Annotated in this window: 30 protein-coding genes; 15 read left to right on the top strand and 15 right to left on the bottom strand. The window is 63.0% G+C overall.

The features are described from left to right. Positions 1–3 precede the first annotated feature (3 nt). Together GWG67_RS13285 and GWG67_RS13280 are read right to left on the bottom strand one after the other, a co-directional pair. Positions 4–195, bottom strand: a complete 192-nt coding sequence (locus tag GWG67_RS13285; RefSeq protein WP_275169780.1) for a hypothetical protein — start codon at positions 193–195, stop codon at positions 4–6. Positions 196–620: 425 nt separating this feature from the next. Further along, positions 621–914: a hypothetical protein gene (locus tag GWG67_RS13280; RefSeq protein ID WP_275169779.1), complete on the bottom strand. Its 294-nt coding sequence runs from the start codon at positions 912–914 to the stop codon at positions 621–623. Between the two features lie 257 nt (positions 915–1171). Here GWG67_RS13280 and GWG67_RS13275 point away from each other — a divergent pair, with 257 nt between their 5' ends. Then, entirely contained in the window at positions 1172–1357 is a 186-nt protein-coding gene (locus GWG67_RS13275; protein WP_275169777.1) for a hypothetical protein, read from the top strand. A 272-nt stretch (positions 1358–1629) separates the two neighbouring features. Continuing rightward, positions 1630–2916 (top strand): NRAMP family divalent metal transporter, encoded by a 1287-nt coding sequence (locus GWG67_RS13270; protein ID WP_275169775.1) that lies wholly within the window; start codon positions 1630–1632, stop codon positions 2914–2916. Between the two features lie 142 nt (positions 2917–3058). Here the strand turns inward: GWG67_RS13270 and GWG67_RS13265 are convergent, their stop codons facing one another. Continuing rightward, a complete protein-coding gene (locus GWG67_RS13265) occupies positions 3059–3247 on the bottom strand; it encodes a hypothetical protein (protein ID WP_275169774.1) in 189 nt (62 codons plus the stop codon). 168 nt (positions 3248–3415) lie between these two features. Here GWG67_RS13265 and GWG67_RS13260 point away from each other — a divergent pair, with 168 nt between their 5' ends. Next, positions 3416–4630, top strand: a complete 1215-nt coding sequence (locus tag GWG67_RS13260) for a mandelate racemase/muconate lactonizing enzyme family protein (RefSeq protein ID WP_275169773.1) — start codon at positions 3416–3418, stop codon at positions 4628–4630. Between the two features lie 6 nt (positions 4631–4636). Here the strand turns inward: GWG67_RS13260 and GWG67_RS13255 are convergent, their stop codons facing one another. From GWG67_RS13255 to rocF, 4 genes are all read right to left on the bottom strand, one after another. After that, positions 4637–4933 carry a hypothetical protein gene (locus tag GWG67_RS13255; RefSeq protein WP_275169772.1) on the bottom strand — a complete coding sequence of 99 codons (297 nt, stop codon included), beginning with the start codon at positions 4931–4933 and terminating at the stop codon, positions 4637–4639. A 102-nt stretch (positions 4934–5035) separates the two neighbouring features. After that, positions 5036–5578, bottom strand: a complete 543-nt coding sequence (locus GWG67_RS13250) for a c-type cytochrome (RefSeq protein ID WP_275169771.1) — start codon at positions 5576–5578, stop codon at positions 5036–5038. Beyond that, positions 5565–6836, bottom strand: a complete 1272-nt coding sequence (gene soxC / locus GWG67_RS13245; RefSeq protein WP_275169770.1) for a sulfite dehydrogenase — start codon at positions 6834–6836, stop codon at positions 5565–5567. The genes GWG67_RS13250 and soxC overlap by 14 nt, the downstream gene beginning before the upstream one ends. A 157-nt stretch (positions 6837–6993) precedes the next feature. Then, positions 6994–7971: an arginase gene (gene rocF, locus GWG67_RS13240; protein WP_275169769.1), complete on the bottom strand. Its 978-nt coding sequence runs from the start codon at positions 7969–7971 to the stop codon at positions 6994–6996. A 269-nt stretch (positions 7972–8240) separates the two neighbouring features. Between rocF and GWG67_RS13235 the strand changes: the two genes are divergently transcribed. After that, on the top strand, positions 8241–8501 hold the full coding sequence (locus GWG67_RS13235; RefSeq protein ID WP_275169768.1) for a hypothetical protein: 261 nt from the start codon (positions 8241–8243) through the stop codon (positions 8499–8501). A 17-nt stretch (positions 8502–8518) separates the two neighbouring features. On the opposite strand, the gene GWG67_RS13230 is transcribed toward GWG67_RS13235, so the two are convergent. Then, positions 8519–11260 (bottom strand): EAL domain-containing protein, encoded by a 2742-nt coding sequence (locus tag GWG67_RS13230; protein WP_275169767.1) that lies wholly within the window; start codon positions 11258–11260, stop codon positions 8519–8521. Between the two features lie 60 nt (positions 11261–11320). After that, the gene (locus GWG67_RS13225; protein WP_275169766.1) at positions 11321–12571 is read right to left on the bottom strand and encodes a FecR family protein; all 1251 of its coding nucleotides are present in this window, start codon (positions 12569–12571) and stop codon (positions 11321–11323) included. 130 nt (positions 12572–12701) lie between these two features. Here GWG67_RS13225 and GWG67_RS13220 point away from each other — a divergent pair, with 130 nt between their 5' ends. The 3 genes from GWG67_RS13220 to GWG67_RS13210 all read left to right on the top strand — a co-directional run bounded on the left by GWG67_RS13220 (position 12702) and on the right by GWG67_RS13210 (position 16095). After that, on the top strand, positions 12702–14498 hold the full coding sequence (locus GWG67_RS13220; protein ID WP_275169765.1) for a ShlB/FhaC/HecB family hemolysin secretion/activation protein: 1797 nt from the start codon (positions 12702–12704) through the stop codon (positions 14496–14498). A gap of 157 nt (positions 14499–14655) precedes the next feature. Further along, positions 14656–15486 (top strand): alpha/beta fold hydrolase, encoded by an 831-nt coding sequence (locus GWG67_RS13215; protein ID WP_085384826.1) that lies wholly within the window; start codon positions 14656–14658, stop codon positions 15484–15486. Positions 15487–15777: 291 nt separating this feature from the next. Next, entirely contained in the window at positions 15778–16095 is a 318-nt protein-coding gene (locus GWG67_RS13210; protein WP_275169764.1) for a cytochrome c, read from the top strand. Positions 16096–16290: 195 nt separating this feature from the next. Here GWG67_RS13210 and GWG67_RS13205 read toward each other — a convergent pair whose 3' ends face one another. Both GWG67_RS13205 and GWG67_RS13200 read right to left on the bottom strand, forming a co-directional pair. Continuing rightward, on the bottom strand, positions 16291–16632 hold the full coding sequence (locus GWG67_RS13205; RefSeq protein WP_007601491.1) for a phasin: 342 nt from the start codon (positions 16630–16632) through the stop codon (positions 16291–16293). A 141-nt stretch (positions 16633–16773) separates the two neighbouring features. Further along, positions 16774–16959 (bottom strand): hypothetical protein, encoded by a 186-nt coding sequence (locus GWG67_RS13200; protein WP_007612798.1) that lies wholly within the window; start codon positions 16957–16959, stop codon positions 16774–16776. Between the two features lie 641 nt (positions 16960–17600). Here GWG67_RS13200 and GWG67_RS13195 point away from each other — a divergent pair. Further along, a complete protein-coding gene (locus GWG67_RS13195; protein WP_007612800.1) occupies positions 17601–17957 on the top strand; it encodes a hypothetical protein in 357 nt (118 codons plus the stop codon). Between the two features lie 46 nt (positions 17958–18003). Here GWG67_RS13195 and GWG67_RS13190 read toward each other — a convergent pair whose 3' ends face one another. Together GWG67_RS13190 and GWG67_RS13185 are read right to left on the bottom strand one after the other, a co-directional pair. Further along, complete coding sequence (locus tag GWG67_RS13190) at positions 18004–18579, bottom strand: hypothetical protein (RefSeq protein ID WP_275169763.1); 576 nt, start codon at positions 18577–18579, stop codon at positions 18004–18006. Positions 18580–18625: 46 nt separating this feature from the next. Further along, the gene (locus GWG67_RS13185; protein WP_275169762.1) at positions 18626–19150 is read right to left on the bottom strand and encodes a GcrA family cell cycle regulator; all 525 of its coding nucleotides are present in this window, start codon (positions 19148–19150) and stop codon (positions 18626–18628) included. Between the two features lie 165 nt (positions 19151–19315). On the opposite strand from GWG67_RS13185, the gene GWG67_RS13180 reads away from it, so the two are divergent. Both GWG67_RS13180 and GWG67_RS13175 read left to right on the top strand, forming a co-directional pair. Beyond that, positions 19316–19924: a S24 family peptidase gene (locus GWG67_RS13180; protein ID WP_007601486.1), complete on the top strand. Its 609-nt coding sequence runs from the start codon at positions 19316–19318 to the stop codon at positions 19922–19924. 97 nt (positions 19925–20021) lie between these two features. After that, a complete protein-coding gene (locus GWG67_RS13175; protein WP_275169761.1) occupies positions 20022–20297 on the top strand; it encodes a hypothetical protein in 276 nt (91 codons plus the stop codon). Positions 20298–20337: 40 nt separating this feature from the next. On the opposite strand, the gene GWG67_RS13170 is transcribed toward GWG67_RS13175, so the two are convergent. Next, positions 20338–21312, bottom strand: coding sequence for a quinone oxidoreductase (locus GWG67_RS13170; protein ID WP_275169760.1), 975 nt, complete (start codon positions 21310–21312; stop codon positions 20338–20340). A 224-nt stretch (positions 21313–21536) separates the two neighbouring features. Between GWG67_RS13170 and GWG67_RS13165 the strand changes: the two genes are divergently transcribed. The 3 genes from GWG67_RS13165 to GWG67_RS13155 all read left to right on the top strand — a co-directional run bounded on the left by GWG67_RS13165 (position 21537) and on the right by GWG67_RS13155 (position 24214). Then, positions 21537–21737: a hypothetical protein gene (locus GWG67_RS13165; protein WP_007612817.1), complete on the top strand. Its 201-nt coding sequence runs from the start codon at positions 21537–21539 to the stop codon at positions 21735–21737. Between the two features lie 147 nt (positions 21738–21884). Continuing rightward, entirely contained in the window at positions 21885–22832 is a 948-nt protein-coding gene (locus tag GWG67_RS13160; RefSeq protein WP_007601482.1) for a MoxR family ATPase, read from the top strand. 5 nt (positions 22833–22837) lie between these two features. Next, positions 22838–24214 (top strand): VWA domain-containing protein, encoded by a 1377-nt coding sequence (locus GWG67_RS13155; RefSeq protein ID WP_275169759.1) that lies wholly within the window; start codon positions 22838–22840, stop codon positions 24212–24214. Between the two features lie 19 nt (positions 24215–24233). Here the strand turns inward: GWG67_RS13155 and GWG67_RS13150 are convergent, their stop codons facing one another. Continuing rightward, a complete protein-coding gene (locus GWG67_RS13150) occupies positions 24234–24416 on the bottom strand; it encodes a hypothetical protein (protein ID WP_275169758.1) in 183 nt (60 codons plus the stop codon). Positions 24417–24767: 351 nt separating this feature from the next. Between GWG67_RS13150 and GWG67_RS13145 the strand changes: the two genes are divergently transcribed. Both GWG67_RS13145 and GWG67_RS13140 read left to right on the top strand, forming a co-directional pair. Next, positions 24768–24989: a hypothetical protein gene (locus GWG67_RS13145; protein WP_275169757.1), complete on the top strand. Its 222-nt coding sequence runs from the start codon at positions 24768–24770 to the stop codon at positions 24987–24989. 203 nt (positions 24990–25192) lie between these two features. Then, positions 25193–26512, top strand: coding sequence for a dicarboxylate/amino acid:cation symporter (locus tag GWG67_RS13140; RefSeq protein WP_275169756.1), 1320 nt, complete (start codon positions 25193–25195; stop codon positions 26510–26512). Positions 26513–26521 lie beyond the last annotated feature (9 nt).

The following is a 26521-nucleotide window of genomic DNA, read 5'->3' as shown; positions in this document are numbered from 1 at the left end:
TTTTCAGGATCTGCGCTTCTGCGTGACGAGGCGCAGCGCGATGCCGTGCTGCCAGGCGCGCACCCTCACCGCCGCTTCGCTGCGACCAAGCTCGCCGGCGATCTCGTCCGGCCGCCAGCCGGCTTCGGCCAGCGCCTTCAGCCGCTCGTGCTCTTCCGCTGTCCACTTCTTCAACAACGGGTAGCGTGATTGCATGGTCGGAAGCGGTCTCGCCTGCGTGGTCGATGCAGGCGACAAGCGCGCGAAGCAGGCGAAGTTCCTATCCGACATTGCCATGAGATCTGCGGCGCGATCTGCAGCGCGATCTGCAGCGGGCCTCCCGCGGATGGACCGGGGCCTGCGACAGTGCTCGCTCAGATCCAGACTTCCTCGCGGCACGAATCGCACCGATAGATCAGGATCGAGCAATCGCGCCTCACATCGAAGATCGACGTCAGGCAGCGCGTGTCCCTCTCGCATTTCGGGCAAGCCGGCCTTGGCTTGTAATGATCCGGCCTCGTTGCCGGGCCTGCTTGCTGTTCGCTGCTCATCTCATTCCTCGTTGGAGGACTGAGTTCCTAAGTGCCAAAGTGCACATTCGTTCCAATCACCCGGGTGGCGCTTCGAATGGAAGAGAGGGCCTAGACGCCCCATGATCGCGCGCGCCGATTATCGGCTTCATCCTGAACGATCAAGCGGGTTTGTCCTGAACGATCAAACCGGCTTGCTGTTGGCGGGTCCCCCCCCCCCCGCAATTCGTCCAGGCTCTCGAGTGTGCAGATGCGCGCGGCGCGGCGGGCCAGTTCGTCGTAATTTTGCGCCACCTTGCGCAGCACGTCCCGCGTCTCGGGATATTCGCAATTGTCCGCCTTGGTGCGGAATTCTTCCGCCCGCATCCGCCAGTACCGCGGAGGGTGCATCCGCTCGGCTCCCATGGGCCACTCCCCTCAGTTGGTCCAACTGTTCTTGTTCCTTAATGAAGAGCACGTCCAGGAGTTCCGCGCAGATGGTCCGGTTCCGATCACACGTCGAGATTGCGCACGAACTGCAGCTGACAACGACAGCATCTCGCGGGAAAGATCGACTTTAGTTCAAATGCAGCAGGGCGGATTCGGCAGGATGCAATGGGTTTGCGCCATGCTGGAACATCCCTTGCGACGGAGGCAACGGGGATAGCTCGGAGAGACCGTCGATGTATGTCGTCGCCGCCGCGTTGCTGGTGCTGTCGGGACTGTTCTACTCCGCGAGCCATCACGAGATCGGCTCGTTCGGCGTCACCATGTGCACCTATGGAAGTGCGTTCTGCGATAACCCGCTGATCGTCTTTGCCGGCGCCGCGCTGGCCGGCGCCTGGGGCATGTTCGTCAGCATCAAATAGTTCCGACGGCACTCGCTCAGGAGACAAGCGTCTCGCCGGTGTCCGTGCGCGGGTTGCGAACTGCGCGACGGCCGCCCGGTTGCACTCGGGATGCGCGCAAAAGCGGACAGCGTATTCTTCGATGATGTACTTATACAGGTGTTTTGCCCGACGGGTCAAACGAAGATTCGCTTTATCAGAAACGAGCGAGGAGCGCGTTACGCGTGGTCCGGGAACCTTGTTCCCTCCTTAGCATTTGTGAAGGACGCGCCCCGACCGAGGTCCCTCCCGCCATGACCGACAGTGCCCTCACCCCCACGAAATCCGCGCCGACACTGTTGCAGAGGCTGGGGCCGGGTCTCGTCACCGGGGCGGCCGACGACGATCCGTCCGGCATCGCCACCTATTCGCAGGCCGGCGCGCAATTCGGTTATGGACTGCTCTGGACGGTGTTTCTGACCACGCCGTTCATGATCGCGATCCAGCTCGTCAGCGCCCGGATCGGCCGCGTCACCGGCAAGGGGCTGGCCGCCAACGTCATGCAGATCGCGCCGCGCTGGGCGGTGCTGTCGCTCGTCGGCATGCTCGTCGCCGCCAACACCTTCAACATCGCCGCCGACATCGCCGCGATGGCGGAGGCGCTCTCGCTGGTGATCGGCGGCCTCAACCACGAGCACGCGCTGATCTTCGCGGCGGGCTCGACGCTGCTGCAGGTGTTCCTGCCCTATCGGCGCTATTCGCCGGTGCTGAAATTTCTCACCTTGGCGCTGTTCGCCTATGTCGCGACCGCCTTCACCGTCAAGATCCCGTGGAGCACGGCGCTGCTCGCGGCGGTGTGGCCGCAGACGAATGTCAGCGCCGACTATTTCATGATGGTGGTCGCCGTGCTCGGCACCACGATCAGCCCGTATCTGTTCTTCTGGCAGGCCTCGCAGGAGGTCGAGGAGATGAACCAGGGCAAGCGCGACAAGCCGCTGCGCGAACTGAAGCGCGGCGGCAGTCCGGAGCTGGCGCGCATCCGGGCCGACACCCTCTCCGGCATGCTGCTCTCCAACGGCATCGCCTTCTTCATCATCCTCACCACCGCGTCGGTGCTGCACGCGAATGGCGTCACCAACATCAACTCGGCGACCGAGGCAGCCGAAGCGCTGCGGCCGCTCGCCGGCGACTTCACCTTCGCCCTGTTCGCCACCGGCATCATCGGCACCGGCCTGCTCGCCATCCCGGTGCTGGCGGGCTCGGCCGCCTACGGCGTGGCGGAGATCTTCGGCTGGCGCGCGACGCTGGAAGCGAAGCCCGACGAGGCGGTCGGCTTCTACACCATCATCGCCGCGGCGACCGCGATCGGTTTCGGTCTCGGGTTCACCGGCATCGACTCGATCCACATGCTGGTCTGGAGCGCGGTGCTCAACGGCATCGTCGCCGTTCCGATCATGGCCATGATGATGCTGATCGTCTCGAGCAAGGCGATCATGGGCCGCTTCAAGGGCCGCTCATGGCTCATCGCGCTGGGCTGGCTCGGCACCGCGCTGATGGCGCTGGCCGTGCTCGCTCTGCTCGGCTCGTCCGCGATCGGCTGACTAACTTTGCGACAGGGCCGCCGAGATCTGCGAGGCGATGATGAGGGCCGCGAACACGGCCGGCACGCTGATGAAGCGCAAGAACTGGTCGATCGAAAGCATCGCTGTCTCCCCCAAGACAAAAACGTCTCCGCCCGCCGCGCTATTCCACCCCGTGCGCGGCGTGCTGATCGGCCGTCAGAAACTGATCGGAAATGGCGGCGCCACCCATCGTGAGCAGCGCCAGGATCGAAATCACAGCCAGAAATTTCATGGCCGGAGGGTCGATCCCGATTGCGGCCAAAAACGTCACAGCATGGTCCCTTTTCACGACGATGCCGGGAAAGATCATGGCTGTCCCCACCAGATTCCACGGAGTTTTCCGCTAGAACGGCCGGAACGGGCTTGCCTGCGCACCTCGCCGGACTTCACTGCGCAGGGTCGTTAGCCTAACAATTGTGGCTGGAGCCGGGCTTGCGGGCCGGCCAAGAAAAAGCCCAGCCGGGCAACAGGGAGCGACATGAGCAAATCATCAAAAGCAACAAGTCTCGAAATTCTCGCCTGCGATGCCGGTTGGAGAAACTACCACTTCGTCAAGCTGACGACCGAAGACGGCATCGTCGGCTGGAGCGAGTTCGACGAAGGCTTCGGCTCGCCCGGCGTCGGCGCTGCGATCCAGCGCCTGTCTGCCCGCGTCGTCGGGCAGAACGTTTTCCGGCACGAGCGCATCTACGCCGAACTGTTCGCGGCCACACGTCCCGCCGCCGGCGGCGTGGTGGCGCAGGCGCTCGGCGCGATCGAGAATGCGCTGCTCGATGCCAAGGCGAAGTGTCTCGGTGTGCCCTGCTATGAACTGCTCGGTGGCAAGATCCGCGACCGTGTCAGGGTCTATTGGTCGCATTGCGCAACGTGGCGGATCAATCATCCGTCCTGGTACAAGCCGCCGATCGAGAACCTCGACGATGTCAAGGCGATGGGACGCGAGGTGCGCGAGAAGAAGTTCACCGCGCTCAAGACCAACATCTTCTCCTACGATGACGGCAAGCCGACCGGCTGGCGGCCGGGCTTCGGCTCGCCCTTCGCCCCCGAGATCAACGTCGATCGCAAAATCCTGCGCGACTTGCGCATGCATCTGGAAGCGATCCGGGACGGTGCAGGCCCCGACGTCGACATCCTGCTTGACTGCAACTTCAACGCCAAGACCGAGGGCTATTTGGAGATCCTGCGCACCATCGCGGACCTCGACATGTTCTGGATCGAGATCGACAGTTTCAATCCGGAAGCGCTCGGTTACATCCGCAGGCAAAGCCCGCACCCGATCTCGTCCTGCGAGACGCTATTGGGCTTGCGGGAATTCCTGCCCTATTTTCGCGAGCAGGCTATGGACGTCGCGATCATCGACACGCCCTGGAACGGCGTTTGGCAGTCGATGAAGATCGCAGCCGCTGCGGAAGCGTTCGAAGTCAACGTTGCGCCGCATAATTTCTACGGTCATCTCTGCTCGATGATGAACGCGCATTTTTGCGCCGCTGTGCCGAACCTGCGCATCATGGAGATCGACATCGATCGCCTGGCGTGGGACGGCGCGCTGTTCACGCATGAGCCCGAAATTCAGAACGGCCATCTGCTCATTCCGGACCGGCCCGGCTGGGGCACCGAGCCAAACGAAGAAGCCCTTCGCGCGCATCCGCCGAAGACCACCGGCGGGCTCCTCAACTACGGTCGCAAGAATTAAAGCGTCTCACGGCGTTACCGGATTGACGGTCGGGGACGTCTTTGGCCCCGGCCGCGCCGGCTCGATCGGTGATTTCGGTTCGGTCGGGAGAATCTTGGCACCTACGGCGCGCGCAGCTTCTCCCGTGGTTGCATACATCGCAACGTGAGCAGGCTGCGTCTTGGCGCGATTCCATGGCCCATGATCGACGACGAGCATCGCGGCGATCGTCACCGCGGCCACAATCAACGCGATCACGCCGGGATGGCGAAGCGCCGAAGACATGGAATTTGCGAAGCGATCCATTGCCATCGAAGGACCCATACGTTTTTCCTATCGCAGGTTAATTCAATTCGGTCCCGCGAGTTCCGCTCCTGGCCCAGGGGAAGTTCCCAGCCAATGCGTGGAACCTGACGGTACAAGGGGTCAGTGTTTCACATCCGGCCGCGCATCGCCCACGAACCGGTGGCGGTTCGGCATTTTGACCGCTGCAAGCGATTTGGCATCGAGCGTCGCATCCCCTCCTACCAGTCCATTCAGGTTCAGGATGTACGCGGACACCGCATAAACCTCCTCATCGCTCAACGATTGCGGCGCGTTCTGCGGCATCGCGCGGCGGATGTAGTCGAACAGCGTCGGCGCATACGGCCAATAGCTGCCGACCGTGCGGATCGGCTTTGGCGTTGCGATCGTGCCCTGCCCACCGACGAGCCGGTCACCGAGCCCGCCCTCGCCCTTGTCGCCATGGCATGATGCGCATTGCTGGACGAACACCTCGCGCCCATGGCTGACCGAGCCACTTCCCTTCGGCAGATTGCTGCCGTCGCCTCCGACGTCGATATTCCAGCCCGCGATCTCCGCAGCCGTCGCGGGGCGTCCGATGCCGTACAGGCTTTGTGCTTGCGCTCCGCTCGCGAACGCACACAGCACGATGACGATAGCAATGCCGCAAGTCTCACGCCAGCGCATTGGTCACCTCGCCGTCGGCCGCGATGCGCCAAGGCCAGATCGCGTTGTTGTGGTAGAAATAGTTCTCGCCGCGCACCGCGAGCAACTCGGAGAGCGTCGGCTGCACATAGCCGGTCTCGTCGATGGCGCGGCTCTGGATCACGGCAGGCTTGCCGTCCCACTGCCAGGGCAAGCGAAAGCGTGTCAACGCACGCGTCAGCACCGGCTCCTGCAATTGCGCGGTTTGCCAACTCTTTCCCTCGTCGACGGACACTTCGACGCGCGCGATCTTGCCATGCCCGCTCCAGGCGATGCCCGTGATCTCGTGGAAGCCGGGCGCGCCCAGACGCTGGCCGCCAGAGGGCCGCGTGATGATCGACTTCGCCTCCATGTAGAACGAAAATTCACGCGCGGTGCCATCCGGCAGCAGGTCGGTGTATTTCGAGGTCTCCTCGCGCGAATAAACCGGCTCCGCAGTTACATGCAGGCGCCGCAGCCACTTCACACTCATGTTGCCCTCGAAGCCCGGCAGCAATAGCCGCAGCGGATAGCCCTGCTGTGGACGCAGCCGCTCCCCGTTCTGGCTGTAGACCAGCATGGCGTCCTCGAGGCATTTCTCGATCGGGATGCTGCGCGTCAGCGCAGCCGCGTCGGCACCCTCGGCGACGACCCATTTGGCTTCTGGCTTCAGCCCGGCCTCCTGCAGCACCAGCTTGAGGCTGACCCCGGTCCATTCTGCACAACTCACCAGACCTACGAGGTCGGACGCTGTCTTGCCATAAGGCTTGCTGTAGCCGGGGTTGCCGGAGCATTCGAGAAAGTGGACGCGCGATTGCGACGGGAAACGCCTGAGATCATCCATTGTGAAGATCAGCGGGCGCTCGACCAGTCCGTGCAGCATCAACCGGTGCTGGACCGGATCGATGGTCGGAACGCCGCCATGATGACGCTCGTAAAACAGGCCGTTCGGGGTGATGATGCCATCGAGCTCCTGCAACGGCGTCCGGCTCGAGGCCGAGATGTACTGCTTGAGAGTCGTCGAGATGTTCTTGACGACTCTCTTCTCGAACGGCGATGGCGCGCCATAGAGCTGGCCCCCCGTCGGCTCGCCCGGCGCCTTCATCCATTCGGGAATGTTGGGTGGAAGGTTGTCGGTCCCGGCGGCAGCCGATGCGCCGGCGCCCAGGACAGTGCCACCCGCAGCCGCCGCGCTGGCGCGCAGAAAGTGACGGCGGGTCGTGTCGGCCGATTTGTCGTCGGCATCAAACGTGCTGCTCATTTGCGGGTCCTCGGCTGAAGCGCGACCCGCATGAAACATTCAGCGACGAGCATTTGCAATTCGCAGCTGTTTCAAAAATGAGCGATTTCGACCGCGACTGATCTAAATTGGCGGCCGCGACGGCAATTCTCTTCGCAATGCACAAACGGCTCGTCGGTCACTCGCCCGGCGCGATCGCATTGCTCGGGGTCGGCCGGTCGGCGATCTGCTGGCCGAACAGGCTGCCGATCAGTTCGACCGCGGTGCGTGCGGTGCGGCCACGCTCGTCAAGAAAAGGATTGAGCTCGACGATGTCGACTGATCCGACCACGCCGGAATCGTGCAAAAGCTCCATGATCAGATGCGCCTCACGATAGGTCGCTCCGCCCGGCACCGTCGTGCCCACGCCGGGTGCGACGCAGGGGTCGAGAAAATCGACGTCGAAGCTGACATGCAGTACGCCGTTGCTCGCCCTGACGCGCTCGATGACGCGGCGAATCAGTACGGCGACGCCGAACTCGTCGATCTGGCGCATGTCGACAACCCTGATCCGGCGCGTGCGCATCAACTCCTTTTCGAGCTTGTCGATTGAGCGCGCGCCGAACAGGTCGAGCCTGTCAGGATCGATCGAGGCGCGCGGATCATCGCCGAGCAATCCGTCGAGGCCAGGTTCGCCGCACAGGAATGCCGCCGACATGCCGTGCATGTTGGCGGTGATCGTCGTTTCGGGCGTGTTGTAGTCGGCATGGGCATCGAGCCAGAGCACGAACAGCTCGCGTCCGCGCTCCTGCCAGTGACGGGCCATGGCATTCACCGATCCCATCGACAGCGTGTGATCGCCACCGAGGAAAATCGGCAGCGCGCCGGTTTTCGCGATCTCGTAGCCTCTATGGCTCAGCACGCGCGTCCAGCGCTGGATTTCGCGGTAGTGATTGGCTTTGTCGGGAGGCACGTCTGCGAGGTCCCGGAGCTCGGCCACGGAGAGATCGCCGTAATCGACGACCTCGAAATCTAGGCTCTCGAGCAGTGTCGCAAGGCCGGCGGTGCGGAGCGCCGCAGGACCCATCAGGGTACCGCGCTGCGAAGCCCCCATGTCGATGGGAGCGCCGAGCAAGGCGATGCGCCGGGCTCGATCCGTCGTGGTTCGATCGGTCACAGCTGTCTCCTGAGATCAGCAAGCTTGAGCCAGCCTAACAGAGATTCGCATCCGTCGTTTCACGGGGAAGGTCCGCGCAGGGGCGCATCCTCTCGGAACAAAAGCCCGCGCGCCGAATTGCTCATCCAAGGCCGGTACCCGCCGTAAAGACCACGGCGCCTGTCGCGGATAGCCAAAGGTCGTCCGACCCGCTGTTCAGAACGAGCGCTCGCGCGGATAGCCAAAGGTATCGGCCTCCGCCAACACATGATCACCTGGAGGTTGCGCACTTGAGCACGGAGATCCCGCAGTCCACCTCACATCCCGGCATGGCCGAGCGCGCCATCGATGCCGCGACGGACGTATCCCGCACCATCGGTGAAGTCGCAGGTGGCCTGCATGCAGCTGTCGACCGCGTGACCTCCGCTATCGACGAAGCTCGAAAGCCGGGCAAGCCCCTCGCGACCGTCGCCGCGATCACGCGCGAAGCACCGCTTGCCAGCCTGTTCGTGGCTTTCCTGTTCGGCGTCGCGGTAGCGCGTCGGCGCTAGAGATCGAGCGGACCCGTTCAGGCGGCACTAACGGCGGCGCACTCGACCGCGAGGAATTGGTGCTCGAATGCTTCCGCCGGCATCGGACGGCCGAAGAAATAGCCCTGGCCTTCCTCGCATCCCATGCTCACCAGGAAATCGGCCGTAGCGCGGTTCTCGATGCCCTCGGCCACGACCGTCAGTCCGAGCCGTTTGCTGAGGCCGATGGTCGACCCGACGATCGCGGCATCGTCGGAGTTCGCGAGCAGACCGAGCACGAACGACCGGTCGATCTTGAGTCCATCGAGCGGAAACTTCTTCAAATAGCTCAGGCTTGCATAGCCAGTGCCGAAATCGTCGAACAGGACGCGGACGCCGAGCTGCTGGATGCGCTTGAACATGTCGAGCACGCGGGCTTCGTCGTGAAGCAGGATGTCTTCGGTGACCTCGAGTTCGAGCAGCGACGGCGTGAGCCCTGTCGCTTCGAGCATCCCCGCAACTGAATGTGCGAGATCGCCGGAGTGGAGCTGCGAGGGCGACAGGTTGATCGCCACCCGCACTCTGTCGCCGGACAATTCCCAGGCGCGTGCTTGCCGGCAGGCGGTCTCCATCACCCAGTTTCCGATCCGCTCGGATAGGGCTGAGCTGTTGACCACCGGCATGAACTCTCCCGGCGAAACGTAGCCGCGCACGGGATGCCGCCAGCGGATGAGAGCTTCGGCCCCGACCAGGCTCGCGTCGATCAGGCGAACCTGGGGCTGGTAGAACAGTTCGAACTCGCCGCGATCCGCGGCGAGCGCCAATTCACCCTCCAGCGTTAGCCGGTTCTCCAGCTCCTCTCGGATCGCGCTCTCGAAGACCACATAACCGCCGCGCCGCGTCAGCTTTGCCTTGGTCAGCGCAAGATGACCGTTGCTCAGGAGATCGTCGGCGTTGTGCCCGCCTTCTGGATGGACGGCGACGCCGATGCTGATCCTGACGCGATGCTGCCGCGTGCCGGTCGCAAGCGGCGCTTCGAACGCGCGCGCAATGCGCTCGGCGAAGTCCGCGATCGGCTCGTCGCCATCGGCGCCTTTGCGCGCAATGGCGAATTCGTCTCCGCTGAGCCGGGCAACGATAGCGCCGTCGTCCGCCTGGTCCTTCAAGCGGCCAGCGACCGCCTGCAGCACGAGATCTCCGGCGGCATGACCGAGCATGTCGTTGATGCTCTGGAAACCGTCGAGCCCGATGACGAGTAGCGCGACCTCGCAAGGGCGCTGCCCCGCATCCGCGATCATGCCGACCAATCCTGCATGCAGCGTGTTGCGGTTGGCAAGACCGGTCAGCGCGTCGTACTCGGCGAGATATCTGACGCGTTCGGCCTCGCGCTTGCGGACCGAGATATCGCGCAGGATAGCTCCGTACTGAAAGCCGTCCGTTCCCTGCCAACCCGAGAAGCTCGCCTCGACCGAGAAAATTTCACCGTTCTTGCGCCGCCCTTCGAATTCAACGACGACCGCTCCGCCGGGGACCAGGAGTGCCTGGCGCGCGGCGTCGCGCATGGACGGCCTCGCGTCACCGTCCACCGACACGGCGCACAGCGTTTCGAACGGGCGGCCGATGATCTCGGCGGGCATATAGCCGAAGATCGCACTGGCGCCGGGATTCCACACGGTGATCAGCTGACCTTCGTCGGTGCAGACGAGGCCATCGCCGAGCGACATCGCGATACGATGAAAGCGGCTTTCGGCGATGCGCCCCAACAGACCGCGGAAGTCGATTTCGTCGAGTGCGATCGCCGTCAGATAAGCCACAATCGCGATGTGGAACAGCGATGTGTCGATGATGAAGGGCCATCTTGCCTGCACGAGGACCGCAACCAGTTCGAAGATCGCTCCGGCTGAGATCAGGAGTGCGACGCGAATTCCCGGTCCGAAGCGGCGCCACGAAAACACCATCAGCAGGCAGATCACGGCGAGACCCAGGATCATGCCGGTATCGGAAGTCCAGCGCAGCATCCGGCTCTGGAGGATCGATTCCGCTGCCAGCGCCTGGAGGACGGGTCCGGAGATGATGCGGCCATTTGGAACGCTGAAGCGGTCGCCAAGCTCGAGCGCCGTCGCACCAATGATGACCTTCTTGTCTCTCAGCTTGTCGAGAGTAGCCGGTTCGCCGCGGAGCACGTCGACATACGAGACACTCGGAACGGAGCCCGCCCGAATGCTGAAATCGATCAGGAAAGGCGGCCGCCGATTGGCGTCCTGTCCGGCCAGCACGACGGCCATCGACGGCATCAAGGCGTCGCCGAGCTTCTCGCCGAATGGATAGCGGCGAACGAGCCCGTCGGATTCGATCGCGACATTGACCAGCGCCGGCCACGACTGGTTGCTGAACGGCTTCAGGGGCCGATTGATGTGAGCTGCTCCGCCATTCGGCGTCGGCTGCTTGAAGGACGGCAGGATCGTCGAGCCGCCGACCTCACGCAGTGCGTTGACGAAGGCCTCGTCGGACGCCGGATCGGATGGCGAGCTGAAATCGACATCGAACGCAACGTCCTGCGCCCCCGCGGCCTCTAACCTGTGCAACAGTTCCGCGTGCAGCCGGCGCGGCCAGGGCCATACCCCGATCTGCTCGATCGAGGGCGCGTCGATGGCCACCACGACGACATTGCCGCTCGCGGCACGCGATTGCCAGGCGAACCGCAGGTCGGTCAGCGCGTTGCGAACCGCGCCATGCCACCCCGTGGACAGCACGATCGCAAGCGCGATCACGACTAGAATATGCGGACGATAGCGCTTCACTCCGATCCTCCCGCGCACCGGCTTCTGCTGGTACGCCCCCTCATCCCCTAAGAAATCGCCTCAGTGCTTGTTGTGGCCAAAGGCATTGCCGTGGCCATTGCTGCCGTTGCCGCCGCCATTGCCGTTGCCGTTGTTGCCCCTGCCGTTACCGGTGGCGCCGGCGTTGCCATTACCGTTGCCATTGCCGGAATTGCCGTTACCGGAGTTGCCGTTGCTGGAGTTGCCGTTGCCGGAGTTGCCGTTGCCGCCAGCGTTTCCGTTGGCGGCCGCTGCGGCGATCGCGGCGCCTGGATTTGACGAACTGCTGCTGCCAGCCGTTACGGCACCACTTGTCGTCACCGCAGTCTGGACGGTGCTGTTGGATGCCGTCGTGCTCGCTTTAGAGTTACTCCAGACTGTCTCGGTGCTGGCATGCGCGTTGCGCACCTGCCCGGGAGCAACGCCCCCGTGAGCGAGCCCGCGCGTGACCTTGTGGACGTTCAGCTTGACCTCGCCGAGCGAGCTCGAGATGCGCACGACGCCGGGCTTTGCAGCACCGCCCTTGGGCGCGTGAGCTCCGGCCGCCTGATGCGATTGCTTGGGCGTGGCGGCCGCCTTGGTGCCCTTGTCAATCGGACCGAGCGCATGGATCGCATGGCCGTTCGCTGCGTTCCGCGGGGCGGCCAGGCCCGATTTCGGCACGGGGACGCGCTCGATGCTCGAGGCGCGCGGCTTGCCGTGCTCGATCGGATTGAACGTTCCGGAGCCGCTCAAAGAGAGGCCTGGCTTGCCATGCTCGAACACGGTGGCGGCCTGCCCGGGCAGGACCTGGGCGATCTGCCCGGTCTTGAAGTCGGAGACCTCGACCTGGCCGCGGAGCACGCCGACCCTGGTGCTGCCCGCATTCACGGTGACGCTGAACTGCGTTCCCTTGACGACGGCGGCGAGATAGGGCGTCTCGACCTCGAAATGCTTGACGTTGCGCTTCTCGACCTCGAGCAGGATCGAGCCTGCCTGCTGGATGATGGTGGTCGAGAGACCGTCCTTTTTCTCGGTCGGCAGGCCGACCACCGAGTTGGGAGAGATCAGGATCGTTTCCTCGCCGCGGACGAGCAGCACGCGTCCGTTACGTCCGGTGCGAATGGTGTCGCCGGGCTTGAGTGCCTCCTGCTGGTTCAACGAAACCTGCTGCGCGCCGCTGGTGGCGACCCAGACCTCGCCGGTGGCCTTGCCGACCGACCAGACGCCGTCGTCCGCGGCGAATGCGGCGGAAGCCGTTCCCAGGATCAGCGCAGCCACGAAGGCGCACTGCATTCCAATCTTGTTCAGCATGACGATCCTCAGTCCGCGTTACAGCCAGTCCTGAGGGGTATCCGAAATCACTCAACATAGGATTAGCGGGTAGCGGCCAGCGGAGTGGTCGCGTTAACGGTTCATTGACCATAAAAAACTATGAAAAATCATGGGGCTAACGAACTCTTACCGCATGAGGGGCACATCTCCGTCAAACTACGGGGGCAGCCGCGTCGCGCGCGTTGAGAAGCGGCATCTCGTTACCACAATGGTGCTGTTGGCACCGTTTTTCGCCGGAGTTCCTCAGGCTTTCTCACAACAGGCGAACCAGGCGGGCTTCGATCCGCGCCAACCAGAAAAATATTTCGAAAACCAAACCGAGCGGGAATCGCTGAGCCGTCCTCCGGTCAGGCTACCAACAGTCGACCAGCCCAACACCGGCGGCGATACCAAGCCTCAGTTCGTGCTGCGCGGCATCAACGTCAGCGGAGCCCGCGCCGTTTCCCCCGATCGGATCGCCGCGGTCTACCAGCCCTATGTCGGCAAGAAGGTTTCGCAGGCGGATCTCGCCGCAATCGCCGGCGCGATCAGCGATCTCTACCGCGCCGATGGTTTCCACCTGAGCCGTGCGATCGTGCCGCCGCAGGATATTGCCGACGGTCTGCTCCGGATCCGGGTGGTCGAAGGCGCCATCGTGCAGGCCGAGCTGAAAGGCGACGGCGCCGAGCAGTTCGGCGTGAGACCGATGCTTGGGCCGGTTCTGGCCGAGCAACCGTCGCGCTTGGCAACGCTGGAACGCCAGCTCTTTCTCATCAACGGCAGACCTGGCGTCCGGATCACCGATACCGCACTCGAGGAGATCGGCGGTGCATCCGGCCGCTTCCGCCTCATCGTCTATTTGAAGACCTGGCACGTCTTCTCCTCATTCGGTCTGGACAATCTCGGCTCATCATCAGTCGGTCCGTGGCAGACCTACGCGACCGGCGCGTTCAACTCCTATCTCACGCCCGGCGACACGCTGGCCGTCAACCTGTCGACCATCGCCAACGACCCCCGCCAGCTCGGCTTCGCACGGCTGTCCTACGATGCACCCGTCGGCGTCGACGGCGTGCGTCTCGGCGGGTCCGTCCTGTACAGCGCGGTCAGGCCGGGCGATGCCCGCCGCCTCGACAGCGACATCACCACGACCGAGGCGTTCGAGCTGCGTGCCAGCATCGTCCCATTGCAGTCGCAATTGTCCTCGCTGACCCTGACTACGGCGATGACCTTCAGCAATGTGTCCGAGCATGACCTTTACGGCCCCTGGTACAACGACCACATTAGGACCGCGAGCTTGACCGCCGATTACCGGCTCCAGGATCATTTGGGCGGCACCAATTTCGCGACATTGACCTACCGCCAGGGCCTCGACATCTTCGGTGCCTCGCATTTCAACGACGACCTGTTGTCGCGCGATGGCGCGTCATCGAACTTTTCAGTGCTGAACCTCTGGTTCACGCGCTACCAGACACTCAACGACGTCTGGTCGCTCAAGCTCTCCGCTGCGAGCCAGACGGCGTCACGGCCGCTGTTCACCTCGCAGCAATTCTATCTCGGCGGCGCTGCCTTCGGCCGCGGCTATGGCGCAGCAGAGATCAGCGGGGACAACGGTCTTGCCGGCTCGCTCGAACTGCGCTTCGACCAAAAGCTCAATTTCCGCTACTGGACCGGCTATCAGCTCTATGCCTTCGGCGACGCCGGCGCCGTCTGGAACGACGGTTACCGCCTCAGCGACGGCCTGTCGCTGACCTCGGCCGGAGCCGGCGTGCGGTTCTTCCTGCCGGACGATTTCCAGGCCGATCTCGGCGTGGCCGTCCCCCTGAGCTACCGGGCGCCCGACAACGAGCGCCGCAGCCCGCGCTTCCTGTTTACCCTGTCAAGCGCGTTGCGACTGTGCTCGGAACGCGGCAAGGGCGGTTGTCTGTAACCCCCCTTGTGCTTCGCGCTGTGGCCCCCGACATGCGGCCCTTTTTGGGGCGTGGCTCACAGACTTACCTAAATTTAATCCGGTAACCTGCTCACGATCGCTCGATCCGGGATTTCCCAATGGCCATGTTCAGTCAAAAGTGATTTGAGACGGAACCATGAAAAGGGTGTTTGCAGTTCTGGCGTTCCTCTGCGTCCTCGGCGTCGGCCAGTATTTCGTCGTCAGCCGGTTCGCGATCCGCCATGAGGTTCTGACCCTGTTCGACGCCGCGCGCCAGCGGCCGATCGCGGTCGAAATCGCTGTACGGCGCGATTACGAGACCAAGGCCAATCTCGGCCTCTGGAAGCTCCCGCTCGCCATCATCAGCAACGGCAATACCGTCAAGGCCACCGAATATTCCTTCCTCGCCAACGTGCTCGCCGCACGCGGTTATCTCGTCGCCAGCATCCAGCAGGATCTGCCGAGCGATCCGCCGCTGATGACCAAGGCAGGCCAGCAATATGTCGGCCGGCGCGAGGTCTATATCCGCTGCGAGGCCAACATCCTCTTCACCTTGGGCGAGTTGAAGCGGCGGCAAGAGAACGCCGACTACGACCACATCACGCTCGTCGGGCATTCCAACGGTGGCGACGTTTCGATGTATGTCGCCCATCAGCACCCGGAGCTGGTGTCGAAAGTGATCACGCTCGACAATCTGCGGGTGCCTTTCGTGCTTAGCGACAACATGAAGATCCTGTCGTTCCGCTCGAAGGATCCGCATTTCGTAACAGATCCCGGCGTGCTGCCGACGCCGGAAGAGGCCAAAGCGCGCGGCATCGACATTATCCACACTGGCGCACAGCATACCGAGATGAGCGATCGCGGTCCCGATGCCGTCAAGGAGAAGATCCAGGCAACACTCGACCGCTTCCTGCGCGACAGCGCCAGCAGCGCGCTCGCCCCGGCCGATACACGAAGCCCGATGATCATGAACCCCGGCGACTATTAGTCCGGCCCCTTTGCGGCAGATCAAGGCTGCCGCGAGCCGGCCACGATACAAAGGGCCTCGCCATCTCGGAGAGGCACGTGTCGCACTCCATCGAAAGCCTTGATACGAAAAGACTCGATACGACAAGCTTTGTCCTGCCCGCGGGAAGGACGCCGAGATTCGCCCGGCATCTCTATCGTTCGGCCCGAAAGCTGCTGCGGTCGATCATCGCCCGCATCGACCTCTCGCAGTTTCCGGGTTCGTGTTGCGGATGAGGACGGCGTCGCGATCCAACAACACACAGGGTTCCCCATGCACCGGCATTTAAGACGAATTTGCCTGCTGGTTGCAGTGGCCTCGAGCATGGGCACGTCGTCCGCTCTCGCCGCCGATGCAGATCACGGCGCCGACCTTGCGAGGCGCTGGTGCGCCAGCTGCCATGTCGTGGCGAACGGCCAGACCCAGGCGAGCGCCGACGTCCCCTCTTTCGCATCGGTTGCGCGCAGGCCCGACTTCAGTTCGGAAAGGCTCGCCTTTTTCTTGCTAGATCCGCACCCGAAGATGCCGAATTTCCCCTTGAGCCGGACTGAAGCCGGCGACATCGCGGCCTACATCGCATCGCTGCGTTAGCAGAGCGGCCGAGCGGTCGAGACACTTGCGACAAATGCAAATCCCTGCCGGAGAACCGACAGGGATCGGCAGAAGGATGATGGGCTGTGAATGAGGTCCATTCGCCGGCCCATCATGGACCGGTACCCGTAGCGACGTGCGGATATCCACGCGGCGCAGGTCCAATCTGTGGACGCGCCGTAAACACACCGACAGTCAGGACTTGCCCTTCCCCGGCTGCATGAGGCTGCCGGTCATCTGCCGCATGTGGTCCCCGGCACTGGTGAACTGGCTGCGCAGGAAATCCGATTGGATTCGCATCGCCTCCTGAAGGTCGGTGGCATGGACGAGCTTGCGAGCATGCTCAAACGCCGACTTCATGTTCTGCTCGGTGAAAGCGAGCGCCTGCTTCGACACGTCCGCCCCCGCGCCCGGAACGGTGGTCATCGATTTGGTGGCGGCTTCGAAAAACATTCCGAATGCCTTTTCCGCCTGGTCAATCGTCTTCTCGGCCAAGTCGCGCAGTTCGGCCGGAACTTCGAGCTTCGGTTCGATCATGGTCGCACTCCTCCCGTTTTCTGAACTGAATACCACACTTGCCGGATCGCCTGCCAGCGTCCAGCCGGGGGAAGACATGCCCGGCGGCCGACTCTGGCAGGCAAACGAGGGGCAAGGCGTAAGGCCGGCGCGCAGGCCGGCTCAGGACAGGGGGTGTTCGGGAAGGGTTTCTTCGGTGGCTAGGTCTTCGACGAGCTTGATGACCTCGAAACGCTGCCGGGGCGCGAGCTTCAAAAACGCACGCAGCAGGCGCAGGCTTTCGACAGTGCCGCTTGCAGGCGCGCCGAGCTTGAGGTGCAGCTCAGCTGCGAAATTGAGGTTCTTCATCTCGCACCTATGACAAGCATCGAACTTCGTGATCCAACATCGAGGTCCCGACTAAGAACCGAACGCCACAACCGGATGCCATAATCGGATGTTATGGCGATGGCGCACTTTCGGCCGGGGGAGCCCGGTGGGTTCGCACGCCGAGCTACGTGTGCAAGCGGGCACACCTGAACAGGTTGCAATTATGTCAAGAAACAACTCATCCGGCAAGCCTAACGGTTGGCGCAGCGATGCTTCGTCTGCATCGCGCCACGGCAATTCCGGATAACAGGAATATAGGCCGCCGTCACCCACCTGCGTCAAGAAGCGTCATCGATCAGGCATACAGTCTCGATCGCCGTCAATCGACGCTGCGTTTCGTCTTCTTTCGGATGTGAATGGACATTGGTGAACGCGAAATTGCGCTTCATCAGCGTATACACGTAATTGTTGAGTCCGGCATCGGCGGTTGTATCGTCGACGAAATAAACGTCGATTTCGCGCCATGGATCGGCAACCACGGCGCGGCCGCATTTGTTTCTGGCCGTGAACCGTTTTCGAGGAGCAAACGACAAAGCGATGGCGAAACAGTCACGCAGATTACGGGCGCCATGGCCGATGCATTGATCGATTCCGGCGCCCCAGCACCAAAGGACGACGGCATGCTTTCCCGCTGCGATCTCATCAAGGGCGCCGCAGTCGCGCTTCTCACCTTCTCGATACAAGGCGCATGGGCGCAGGAGACCAGGATGAACCTGTTCAAGATCGTCACCATCAAGGACGAAATCGTCGTCGGATTGTCGACAGAGGAGCTTCAGGCGCTCGGCGGCAACGATGCCAGCGCCGTTGCACATGCTCTGGCACAGAAGGGCGATCTCACCGTCTGGCAATACAACGTGCATCGCGGTCCGAACGGCGAATTACAGCAAGCGCCGACCGCCAGAATAGGGCTTTTGGCCAACGCCTCGCTGCGCGTGGAGCCCTATACCACGACCTACCAGATCCTCCCGCATCCCTAAGCAGCAGACCGGCGCTCCCGCGGCCGCGGTCGCGGGAGCGCCATTGTCATCTGCCTTGCCCTGCACGCCGTGTCCCCGTTTCCGTCGCAAAGCCATAGATCAGCGCCAGACGATCCAGGCATTCACGAAAACGTCGGGCAAAATAGTCGGTCCAGCGCTGCGTACGGACGGCGCGACGCTGGCCGATCTCGTCCATGGTCAGGCCCAGCACCAACACGTCGTGCACTAGCGCGGCGCCGTCGGTGCCGAGTTCGCGCTCGACCCGGTTCAGCCGCAGCACCGCCTGGCGCTGGCTCTCGGTGACCGGCTCGCGCGTGCGCGCGCCATCAACATATTCGCGGGTTGCGTCGATTGCCTGAAGGCCTCGCTCGGCCCTCTCCCAATCGTTCTGGAAGGCGCGCCCGCCGCGATATTGCGCCTCGTCGATCTGACGGTGCGCGTGCAGCCGGCCGAGCGGATCGCTGCGGATCGACCGCACGGCCATGATCTTTTCGCCGGGGTCGAGCGCCAGCGGATTGTCCACCTCGACTTCCGCCACCTCCGCATTGAACGGTATCTCGCGTGAGCGTCGGTCGTAGACACTCGCCAATTTGTAGGATCTGTTGCGTCGGACACGTGCCACTCGGATACTCCTTGCGAAATTGACGATTGAACGGGCGGTCGTGGGATCAGGCGGCGGAGACCAGCCTCAGCACGACGGGGCCGGCGACGCGCGCGGAGCCAGCTCCGGCGCGACGCGTCAGGCGCGCATGCGGCGTGCAATAGCTCGAGCCCGGCTCACGCGGATGGCCGCAGAAGGTAATCTCCTCCCCGTCCTTGTCGCCGCCATAGGGATAGCGACAGTCCTCGCTGGCGAGTTTGACCAACGGGACCAGGCGCGGCTGGACGCCGACGCAGCGCAATTTGACCGGCGCGGCAGGCTTCATCGCGGATTTCGGCGGCAGATTCAGTAACGCGGGACGGTGCGGGAGGAAACAGGCTCCAGACGGTAGCACCGGCACGATCGACGGGCTCGTCGTCCGCACCGGCGCGATCAGCCCGAGCCGCTTGGCGCGGCCGACCACCGCGTTGCGCGTGTAAGCCGTTCCAAACCTTGCGTTAATCTGTCTTCCGATCTCCGCATAAGACATTCCCTTGAGAAAATAGTCGCGAAGCGCGTCGGAGTGCTCCGACGGCCAATGGCCCGGTTCCATGCTGCTGTCCTGTGATGCGCCTCCTCCGATCGCACGATCGCGAGGCGGAGCTAACATTCCGGTATTCCGAAGCCCAAGTCAAGCGATAATTCTGATATTCATAATTGCATCAATTCCGAATTTCGGATTACAAGAGGCGGAACGACGGACAATCGAGGGAATCACATGTTGGACGCGGCAATGATCGAACGGGGCTTGGAAAAGACGGGCAAGAGCAAGGGCGGTCTGGCGGCTGCCATGGGCGTTCGCCCCGGCGCTGTCTCGGAGATCCTGGGCGGCGAACGCCTGGTGAAGGCTTCGGAAATCATTCCGATCATGGAATATCTCGAGCTCAATCTCGCGCCGATCATGGGCCGCGTCGGGGCCGGTGCCGTGATCGAGCCGGATTATGAGCAGGTTCCCCCCGAAGGCCTTGGCGACATCGCGTTGCCCTTTCCGATCATGGAGGAGACCATCGCATTCGAGATCGTGGGCGATTCGATGCTGCCCAAATACGAGAGCGGCGACGTAATCGTGGTCTACAAGGACCAGCGCCATCCGCTGTCGAGCTTCTACGGCGAGGAGGCCGTGGTCCGGCTCAAGACCGGCGAGCGCTATCTGAAGACCATCGAGCGGGGCAAATCCCCCTCCGTCGTCAATCTCACCAGCTTCAATGCCAAGCAGATCGTCGGCGTGAAACTGGAGTGGGTCGGCGAGATCTGCCTGTCCATGCCCAAGGGCCAGCTGGAGCGGCTGCGCGCCAAGTCGGCGCGCCCTCGCAAGAGGAGCAAGTAGGCAGCAATTTCCGTTTTTTCGAAATTGACCTTGACTTGATTCCGTTTTTCGGAAATACTCCGCCGTGCCCGACCATGGGGCACGGCAGGATTCTTTCATGCAGTATTTCGTCGTGATGATCGACTATGGGCGCCGCGGCCGCGAGGCGGTCGTCGACCCTGAAATCACCAGGCGCGAGGTCATTTCCCGCGTCGCCTCAGGTGAATATCGGAACATCTCGTTCATCCAGGAGATCGTGGAGAATTCGGTTGAAGACGTGACCGAGACGATCCTCGCTGAGGCTGCCCTGCCCCGGATCCCGCCCGAAGAAGTCGACGTCCAGGCCGTGCGCCTCGATCACGCCCGCGATCTGCGCAAGCACGAGCGGACGTGACGCAGGCCCAAGCGACCCGCACCACGCCCCCGTCCGGAGTTCACACCGTGAGAACGGTCGATCCCGTGGTCTTGCGCCCAGCGAGATCGGCATGCGCCTTGGCCGCGTCCTTCAGTGGATAGGTCTGGTGCACCTCGATCTTGACCGCGCCGGACTTGACGACGTCGAACAGCTCGCCTGCCATCGCGACCAGGCTCTCACGCTTCGCGGCGTAGGTGAACAGCGTCGGCCGGGTGACGTAGAGCGAGCCCTTCTGCGCGAGCAAACCGAGATTGAGCGGCTCGACGGCGCCGGAGGACGCACCGAACAGCGCGGCGACGCCGAGCGGCGCGAGACAGTCGAGCGACTTCAGGAACGTATCCTTGCCGACGGAATCGTAGACCACCGGCACCTTCTTGCCGCCTGTGATCTCGTCCACGCGCTTCACGAAATCCTCGCGGCTGTAGATGATGACATGGTCGCAGCCGTGCGCCTTGGCGAGCTTGGCCTTCTCGTCGTTGCTGACGGTGCCGATCACGGTCGCGCCGAGATGCTTGGCCCACTGGGAGAGAATCAGGCCGACGCCACCGGCGGCCGCATGGAGCAGGATGGTGTCGCCGGCCTTCACGCGATAGGTCTGCCGGATCAGATATTGCGTGGTGAGCCCCTTCAGCATCATCGCCGCCGCGGTCTTGTCATCGATACCGTCCGGCAGCTTCAGCAGTCGGTCGGCCGGGATCAGCCGCGCCTCGGAATAGGCCCCGAGCGGCGAGGCGCCGTAGGCGACGCGATCGCCCGGTTTCAGATCGGTGACACCCGCCCCGACCTCCTCGACGACGCCAGCAGCCTCGCTACCGAGCCCGCTCGGCAGTTGTGCCGGGTAAAGGCCCGAACGGTTGTAGATGTCGACGAAGTTGAGACCGACGGCGGTATGGCGGATTCGTGCCTCGCCCGGTCCGGGCTTGCCGACACTGACCTCCTCCCAGACCAGCACTTCCGGACCACCAGTCTTGTGAAAGCGAATGGCATGCGTCATGGGCGTTGCTCCCTTATCGTTGAGGTCAAAATCCGAATACCGGATCGGGCTTTCCAGATAGGTATTTGGTCGCCCCGTCACAGTACAGAGACGTAACAAGAATGTCACAGCGAACGACAAACCTCAGCCGTTCCGCCTCTGTTCGAAAGAGTTGATGTCGGCCTTGCGCCTGCCGGCAGTAGCCTTGGCGCGGGTATGGAGGTCGTCTGCGAAGGAGAGCCGAGATGCCAGCTTATGTACAGCATCATCAGGATATCGAAATCGCGCCTGTGATTTGCCCTGCATGCATGGGGTTCCTTCCAATGTATGTGCGCGAGGTCGAACCGCATTGGAGTCTTGCCAAGATCGACTTCGTCTACGAATGCGCCGATTGCGGCGCCGAGGTCAGACAGACGATCCGCAAGCCGGAGTTGCTGCGGCACTGATCGCGCGGCCGGTGGCCACCCGATTATTTGCGCTGAGCGGAAAAAACGCCCACTCGCGCGGGTCTGGCCTCTCCCAAACGAGGCTTGTTCTTTGCCGTGAACGCAGGCAGAACAAGCCTCAAACAAGACCTTTGGGAGCGCCTTTTCGTGGCTGAACAGAAGCCTTCGACAGCGATCGAGGCAGTGGAGAGCGGCCTCGCCGCGCAAGGCTACATCGCGAGCCGGCAGATCGCGACCGCCGTCTATTTATCGCAGCAGATCGAGAAACCGATCCTGGTCGAAGGCCCGGCGGGCGTCGGCAAGACCGAGCTTGCCAAGGCGATCGCGGCCTGGCGCGGCCTGAAGATGATCCGCCTGCAGTGCTACGAAGGCCTCGACGAGGCCAAGGCGCTCTATGAATGGAAATACGCCAAGCAGCTTCTCTACACGCAGATCCTCAAGGACAAGCTCGGCGAAGTCCTTGGCGGCGCGCAGACTTTGCACGCTGCACTTAATCAACTCCACGATTTCGGTGACGTGTTCTTCTCCAAGGAGTTCGTCGAGCCGCGGCCGCTGCTGCAAGCGCTGGAGCAGCCGGGCGGCTGCGTGCTCCTGATCGACGAGATCGACAAGTCGGATGCGGAATTCGAGTCGTTGCTGCTGGAAATTCTCTCCGATTTCCAGGTCACGATCCCAGAACTCGGCACCGTCTCCGCGATCACGCCGCCAACTGTGATCCTCACCTCCAACAGCGAGCGCGATCTCGGCGACGCCCTGAAGCGGCGCTGCCTGCATCTGCACATCGGCTTCCCCGAGCAGCGGCTCGAGGAGCGCATCGTCGAGAGCCGCGTCCCCAACATTTCGCAGACGCTGCGGCGGCAGATGGTCGGTTTCATCCACGAAATCCGCTCGCTCGACCTGAAGAAGCTGCCTTCGGTCAGCGAGACCATCGACTGGGCGCGCGTGCTGGTGCTCTTGCAGGCCTCGGAGCTCGACACCGAGATCGTCAAGGACACGCTCAACGTGCTCCTGAAATACGAGGCCGACATCGAGGCGGCTCAGCCTCAGATCACGACCTTCATTGCCAAGGCAGCACGATCTAACGTCTTCGGTTGACGCCGATGCGCGAGAATATTCATCGTTTCTTCCGTGCGGCACGGGGCGCCGGCGTCCATGTCTCGCCTGCCGAAAGCATCGACGCGATGCGCGCGGTCGCGCAGGTCGGCGTTTCCGACCGGACCATCCTGCGCGATGCGCTCCTTCTGACGCTCGCCAAGTCGCAGGACGAAAAGCTCGCGCTGGGTGACTGTTTCGATCTGTTCTTCAGTCAGCCCGAGCCGCGGCAGGAACAATCTGAAGCCAACAGCAACGATGTTTCGGAGGACGCGGATCAATCTCCGTCGTCCGGCGAGGCCAGCGATGCGAGCGGCGGTTCGCCTCCCGCAGAATTGGGCCCCCTCGCGCAAATGCTGCTGTCGCAGGATCGCAACGCGATCAGCGCCGCGATCGCCAGCGCCTCAGGTGCGGCCTCGCTGTCCGACATCCGCTACTCCACCCAGCGCGGCATCTTTTCCAGCCGCATCCTCGACGCCATGGGGCTCCAGCGACTACGCGACGATCTCGACGAGCTGACCGCGACCAACCCGGCGCTGGCCGAGCGGCTTCGCGCCGCGCTCGATGCCTTGCGCGAAGCCGTTCGCGACACCGTCGCGCAGGGGCTTGCGCTCTATGCCCGCGAGGAGGCCGAAAACCTCCGCAATGAGATTCTGCGCAACGCGCCGCTTGCCCGCATCGAGCGGCGCCATGTCGCGGAAATGCGCGCCCTCATCCGCCAGATCGCGCGACGCCTGCGCGAGCGCTATTCGAAACCACGCAAGCGCCAACGGCGCGGTCATCTCGACGTCCGCCGCACGCTGCGCCGCAACGCCGCCTGGGGCGGCATCCCCTTTCTCACGGCGTGGAAGCGCAAGCATCGCGACCGGCCGAAGATCGTGGCGCTCTGCGACGTCTCCGGCTCGGTCGCGCAGGTCTCGGATTTCTTCCTGCTCCTGATCCACTCGCTGCACGAGGTGGTCGACGACGTCCATTCCTTCGCCTTCTCCTCGCATCTGATCGAAGTCAGCGACATCCTGGAATCGAAACCACCGGAAGAGGCGATGGCCGAGATCATGTCCAAGGTCGGCTTCGGCTCCTCCGACTACGGCTCGTCGCTGGCCGATTTCGAGAAGGAGTTCATGAGCGCGCTGACGCCGCAGACCACGGTGATCGTGCTGGGCGATGCCCGCAGCAACAATCTCGATCCGCGCGCCGACATCCTGCGCCGCATCTCCGAGCGTTCGAAGCGGCTGGTCTGGCTCAATCCCGAAGGACGTCTCGCCTGGGGCTTTGGCGATTCCGAGATGCCGCGCTATGCGACCTTCTGCAGCGTGGTGCGTCAGTGCTCCACCGCGCAGCAGCTTGAGCGCGCGGTGTCCGATATCGTGGCGACTTATCAGTAGGCCCTACCCACAGCCGGCGTCAGTTTCGCGCCAGCTCCGCGTGAGCCACATTGCACTCCCGGAAATGATAGGCGATCTCGTCAAGCGCGCGCTGCTCCCATTCTTGAGCTTGCGCAAGCCAGAAAACCCGGCGCTGGAAATCAAGCGCGGCGCGCTCCCGGCACAGGGATTCTTGACTGCGAATTTCGACCAGCCTGTTCATGCACTCCACTCCTGGCGTGTGAAGCCATTCCGCGCGATCAGCGTAACAGAATCTCGAACCCTTCGTCTCATGATTTCTGTGCATATTGCGACGCGGAATGAGACAGCAGCGCTGCCCGTGCAGCGCGGTAGTTCGCGGACCAGCATCAAACGCACATCATCAATATGTGATCGAGGCCCGGGACTATAATCATGATCGAGCGATCTTAACTCTTGTGACGCAATGGCATGCAGCAATTTGTGAAGAGAAGTTCTAAACGCCTCACCGAATTCCCGACTCATTGTCGTCGCACGGTCTTCATGCAGCGCCTCTAACAGAGGCGCACGAACGGCACCACGGCTTGAGGCAACAATGAGCAACGACATCGACTTCGATCTTACGCCGGACCAATGGGAGGTTCTGAAGGCGCTTCGCAACCCGGTGTCGAACGGTCGTCTTGCGAAGGCCTATCTCATCGAGAGCCTCGTCAAGCTTGGTCTTGTCGTCGTCAGCGACGGCGTGCCGGTCATGACGCCGAATGGACGCAAGGTGCTGGTACGCGGATCGTGTCGGCTGCTGGATCTCGCGGCGTGACGCGCCACCCGCGTGCGGAACGACCGCAAAATCGCCCGTCCACGTGACCGACGGCACCTCGAACGGCCCCCGGGGCCGGTGCGGGTGTCCGGTCGCACCGCAAAAGCGACCAAATAGACCTCCGCCTCAGCGAAACCGCGACAATCTGGCACGCTAGTTGCTCCTTTCGACGATCGAGACGTCGTCAAAACGGGGGAGTCACCATGTCGACCATTGCCGCGGCCCCGGCCGCCGAGCGAAAACCGCTCTACACATCGCTGTTCGTCCAGGTCCTCGCCGCGTTGATCCTCGGCATCATCCTCGGCGTGGCCGTCCCGGATTTTGCCATTTCCCTCAAGATTCTCAGCGACGCCTTCCTGAAGCTGATTTCGATGATCGTGGCGCCGATCGTGTTCTGCGTCGTAGTGCACGGCATTGCCGGCGCGGGCGACCTCAAGAAGGTCGGACGGGTCGGTGTCAAAGCGTTGATTTATTTCGAGGTGATGACCACAGTCGCGCTCGTGGTAGGTCTCATCCTCGCCTACACTTTCGGCCCCGGCCACGGCATGAACATCGACCCCTCGACGCTCGATGCCAAGGCGCTCAATACCTACGCCGACAACGCCCACAAGCTGCAGGGCGGCGGCATCGGCTCCTTCCTCCTCAACGTGATCCCGAGCACCTCGTTCGACGCCTTATCGCGCAACGACGTGCTCCAGGTCTTATTTTTCGCCGTGCTGTTCGGCGTGGGTCTCGCGCTGGTCGGCGGTGAGAAAGGCAAGCTCGTCACGTCGATGATCGATGCCGCCTCGACCGTGCTGTTCCGCGTCATGGGGCTTATTGTTCGCGTTGCTCCACTCGGCGTGCTCGGCGCAGTCGCCTACACCGTCGGCAAATACGGGGTCGGCTCGCTCAAGCAGCTGGTCTCACTGGTGGCGCTGTTCTACGTCTCGGTCGGCATCTTCGTGTTGGGCGTGCTCGGCGGCGTGATGGCGCTCGCCGGCATCAGCATCCTCAAATTCCTCGCCTACCTGCGCGAGGAATTGACCATCGTGCTCGCGACCGCCTCGTCCGACGCCGTACTGCCGCAGATCATGAAGAAGCTGGAGCGGATGGGCGTGAAGGATTCCGTCGTCGGCCTCGTGATCCCGACCGGATATTCCTTCAACCTCGACGCCTTCTCGATCTACCTCACGCTCGCAGTCGTCTTCATCGCGCAGGCAACCAACACGCCGCTGTCCTTCGGCGACCTCCTGCTCGTGCTCGGCGTCTCCCTGATCACCTCGAAGGGCGCGCATGGCGTGCCGGGCTCCGCGATCGTGATTCTGGCGGCGACGCTGAACGCGGTGCCGAGCATCCCAGCGATCGGCCTCGTGCTGGTCTTGTCGGTCGACTGGTTCATCGGCATGGCTCGCGCGGTCGGCAACCTCACCGGCAACTGCGTTGCGACCGTGGTGGTGGCCGCCTGGGAAGGCGACCTCGACCGCGCCAAGGCGGCCAAGGTCCTCGACGGCGGCGAGCTTGTGGACGTGACGGCGGGATAACCCCTCCGC

This window comes from Bradyrhizobium sp. CSS354 (genome assembly GCF_029051725.1).
Lineage (GTDB): Bacteria > Pseudomonadota > Alphaproteobacteria > Rhizobiales > Xanthobacteraceae > Bradyrhizobium.
This window is presented reverse-complemented; position numbering and strand designations above follow the sequence as displayed.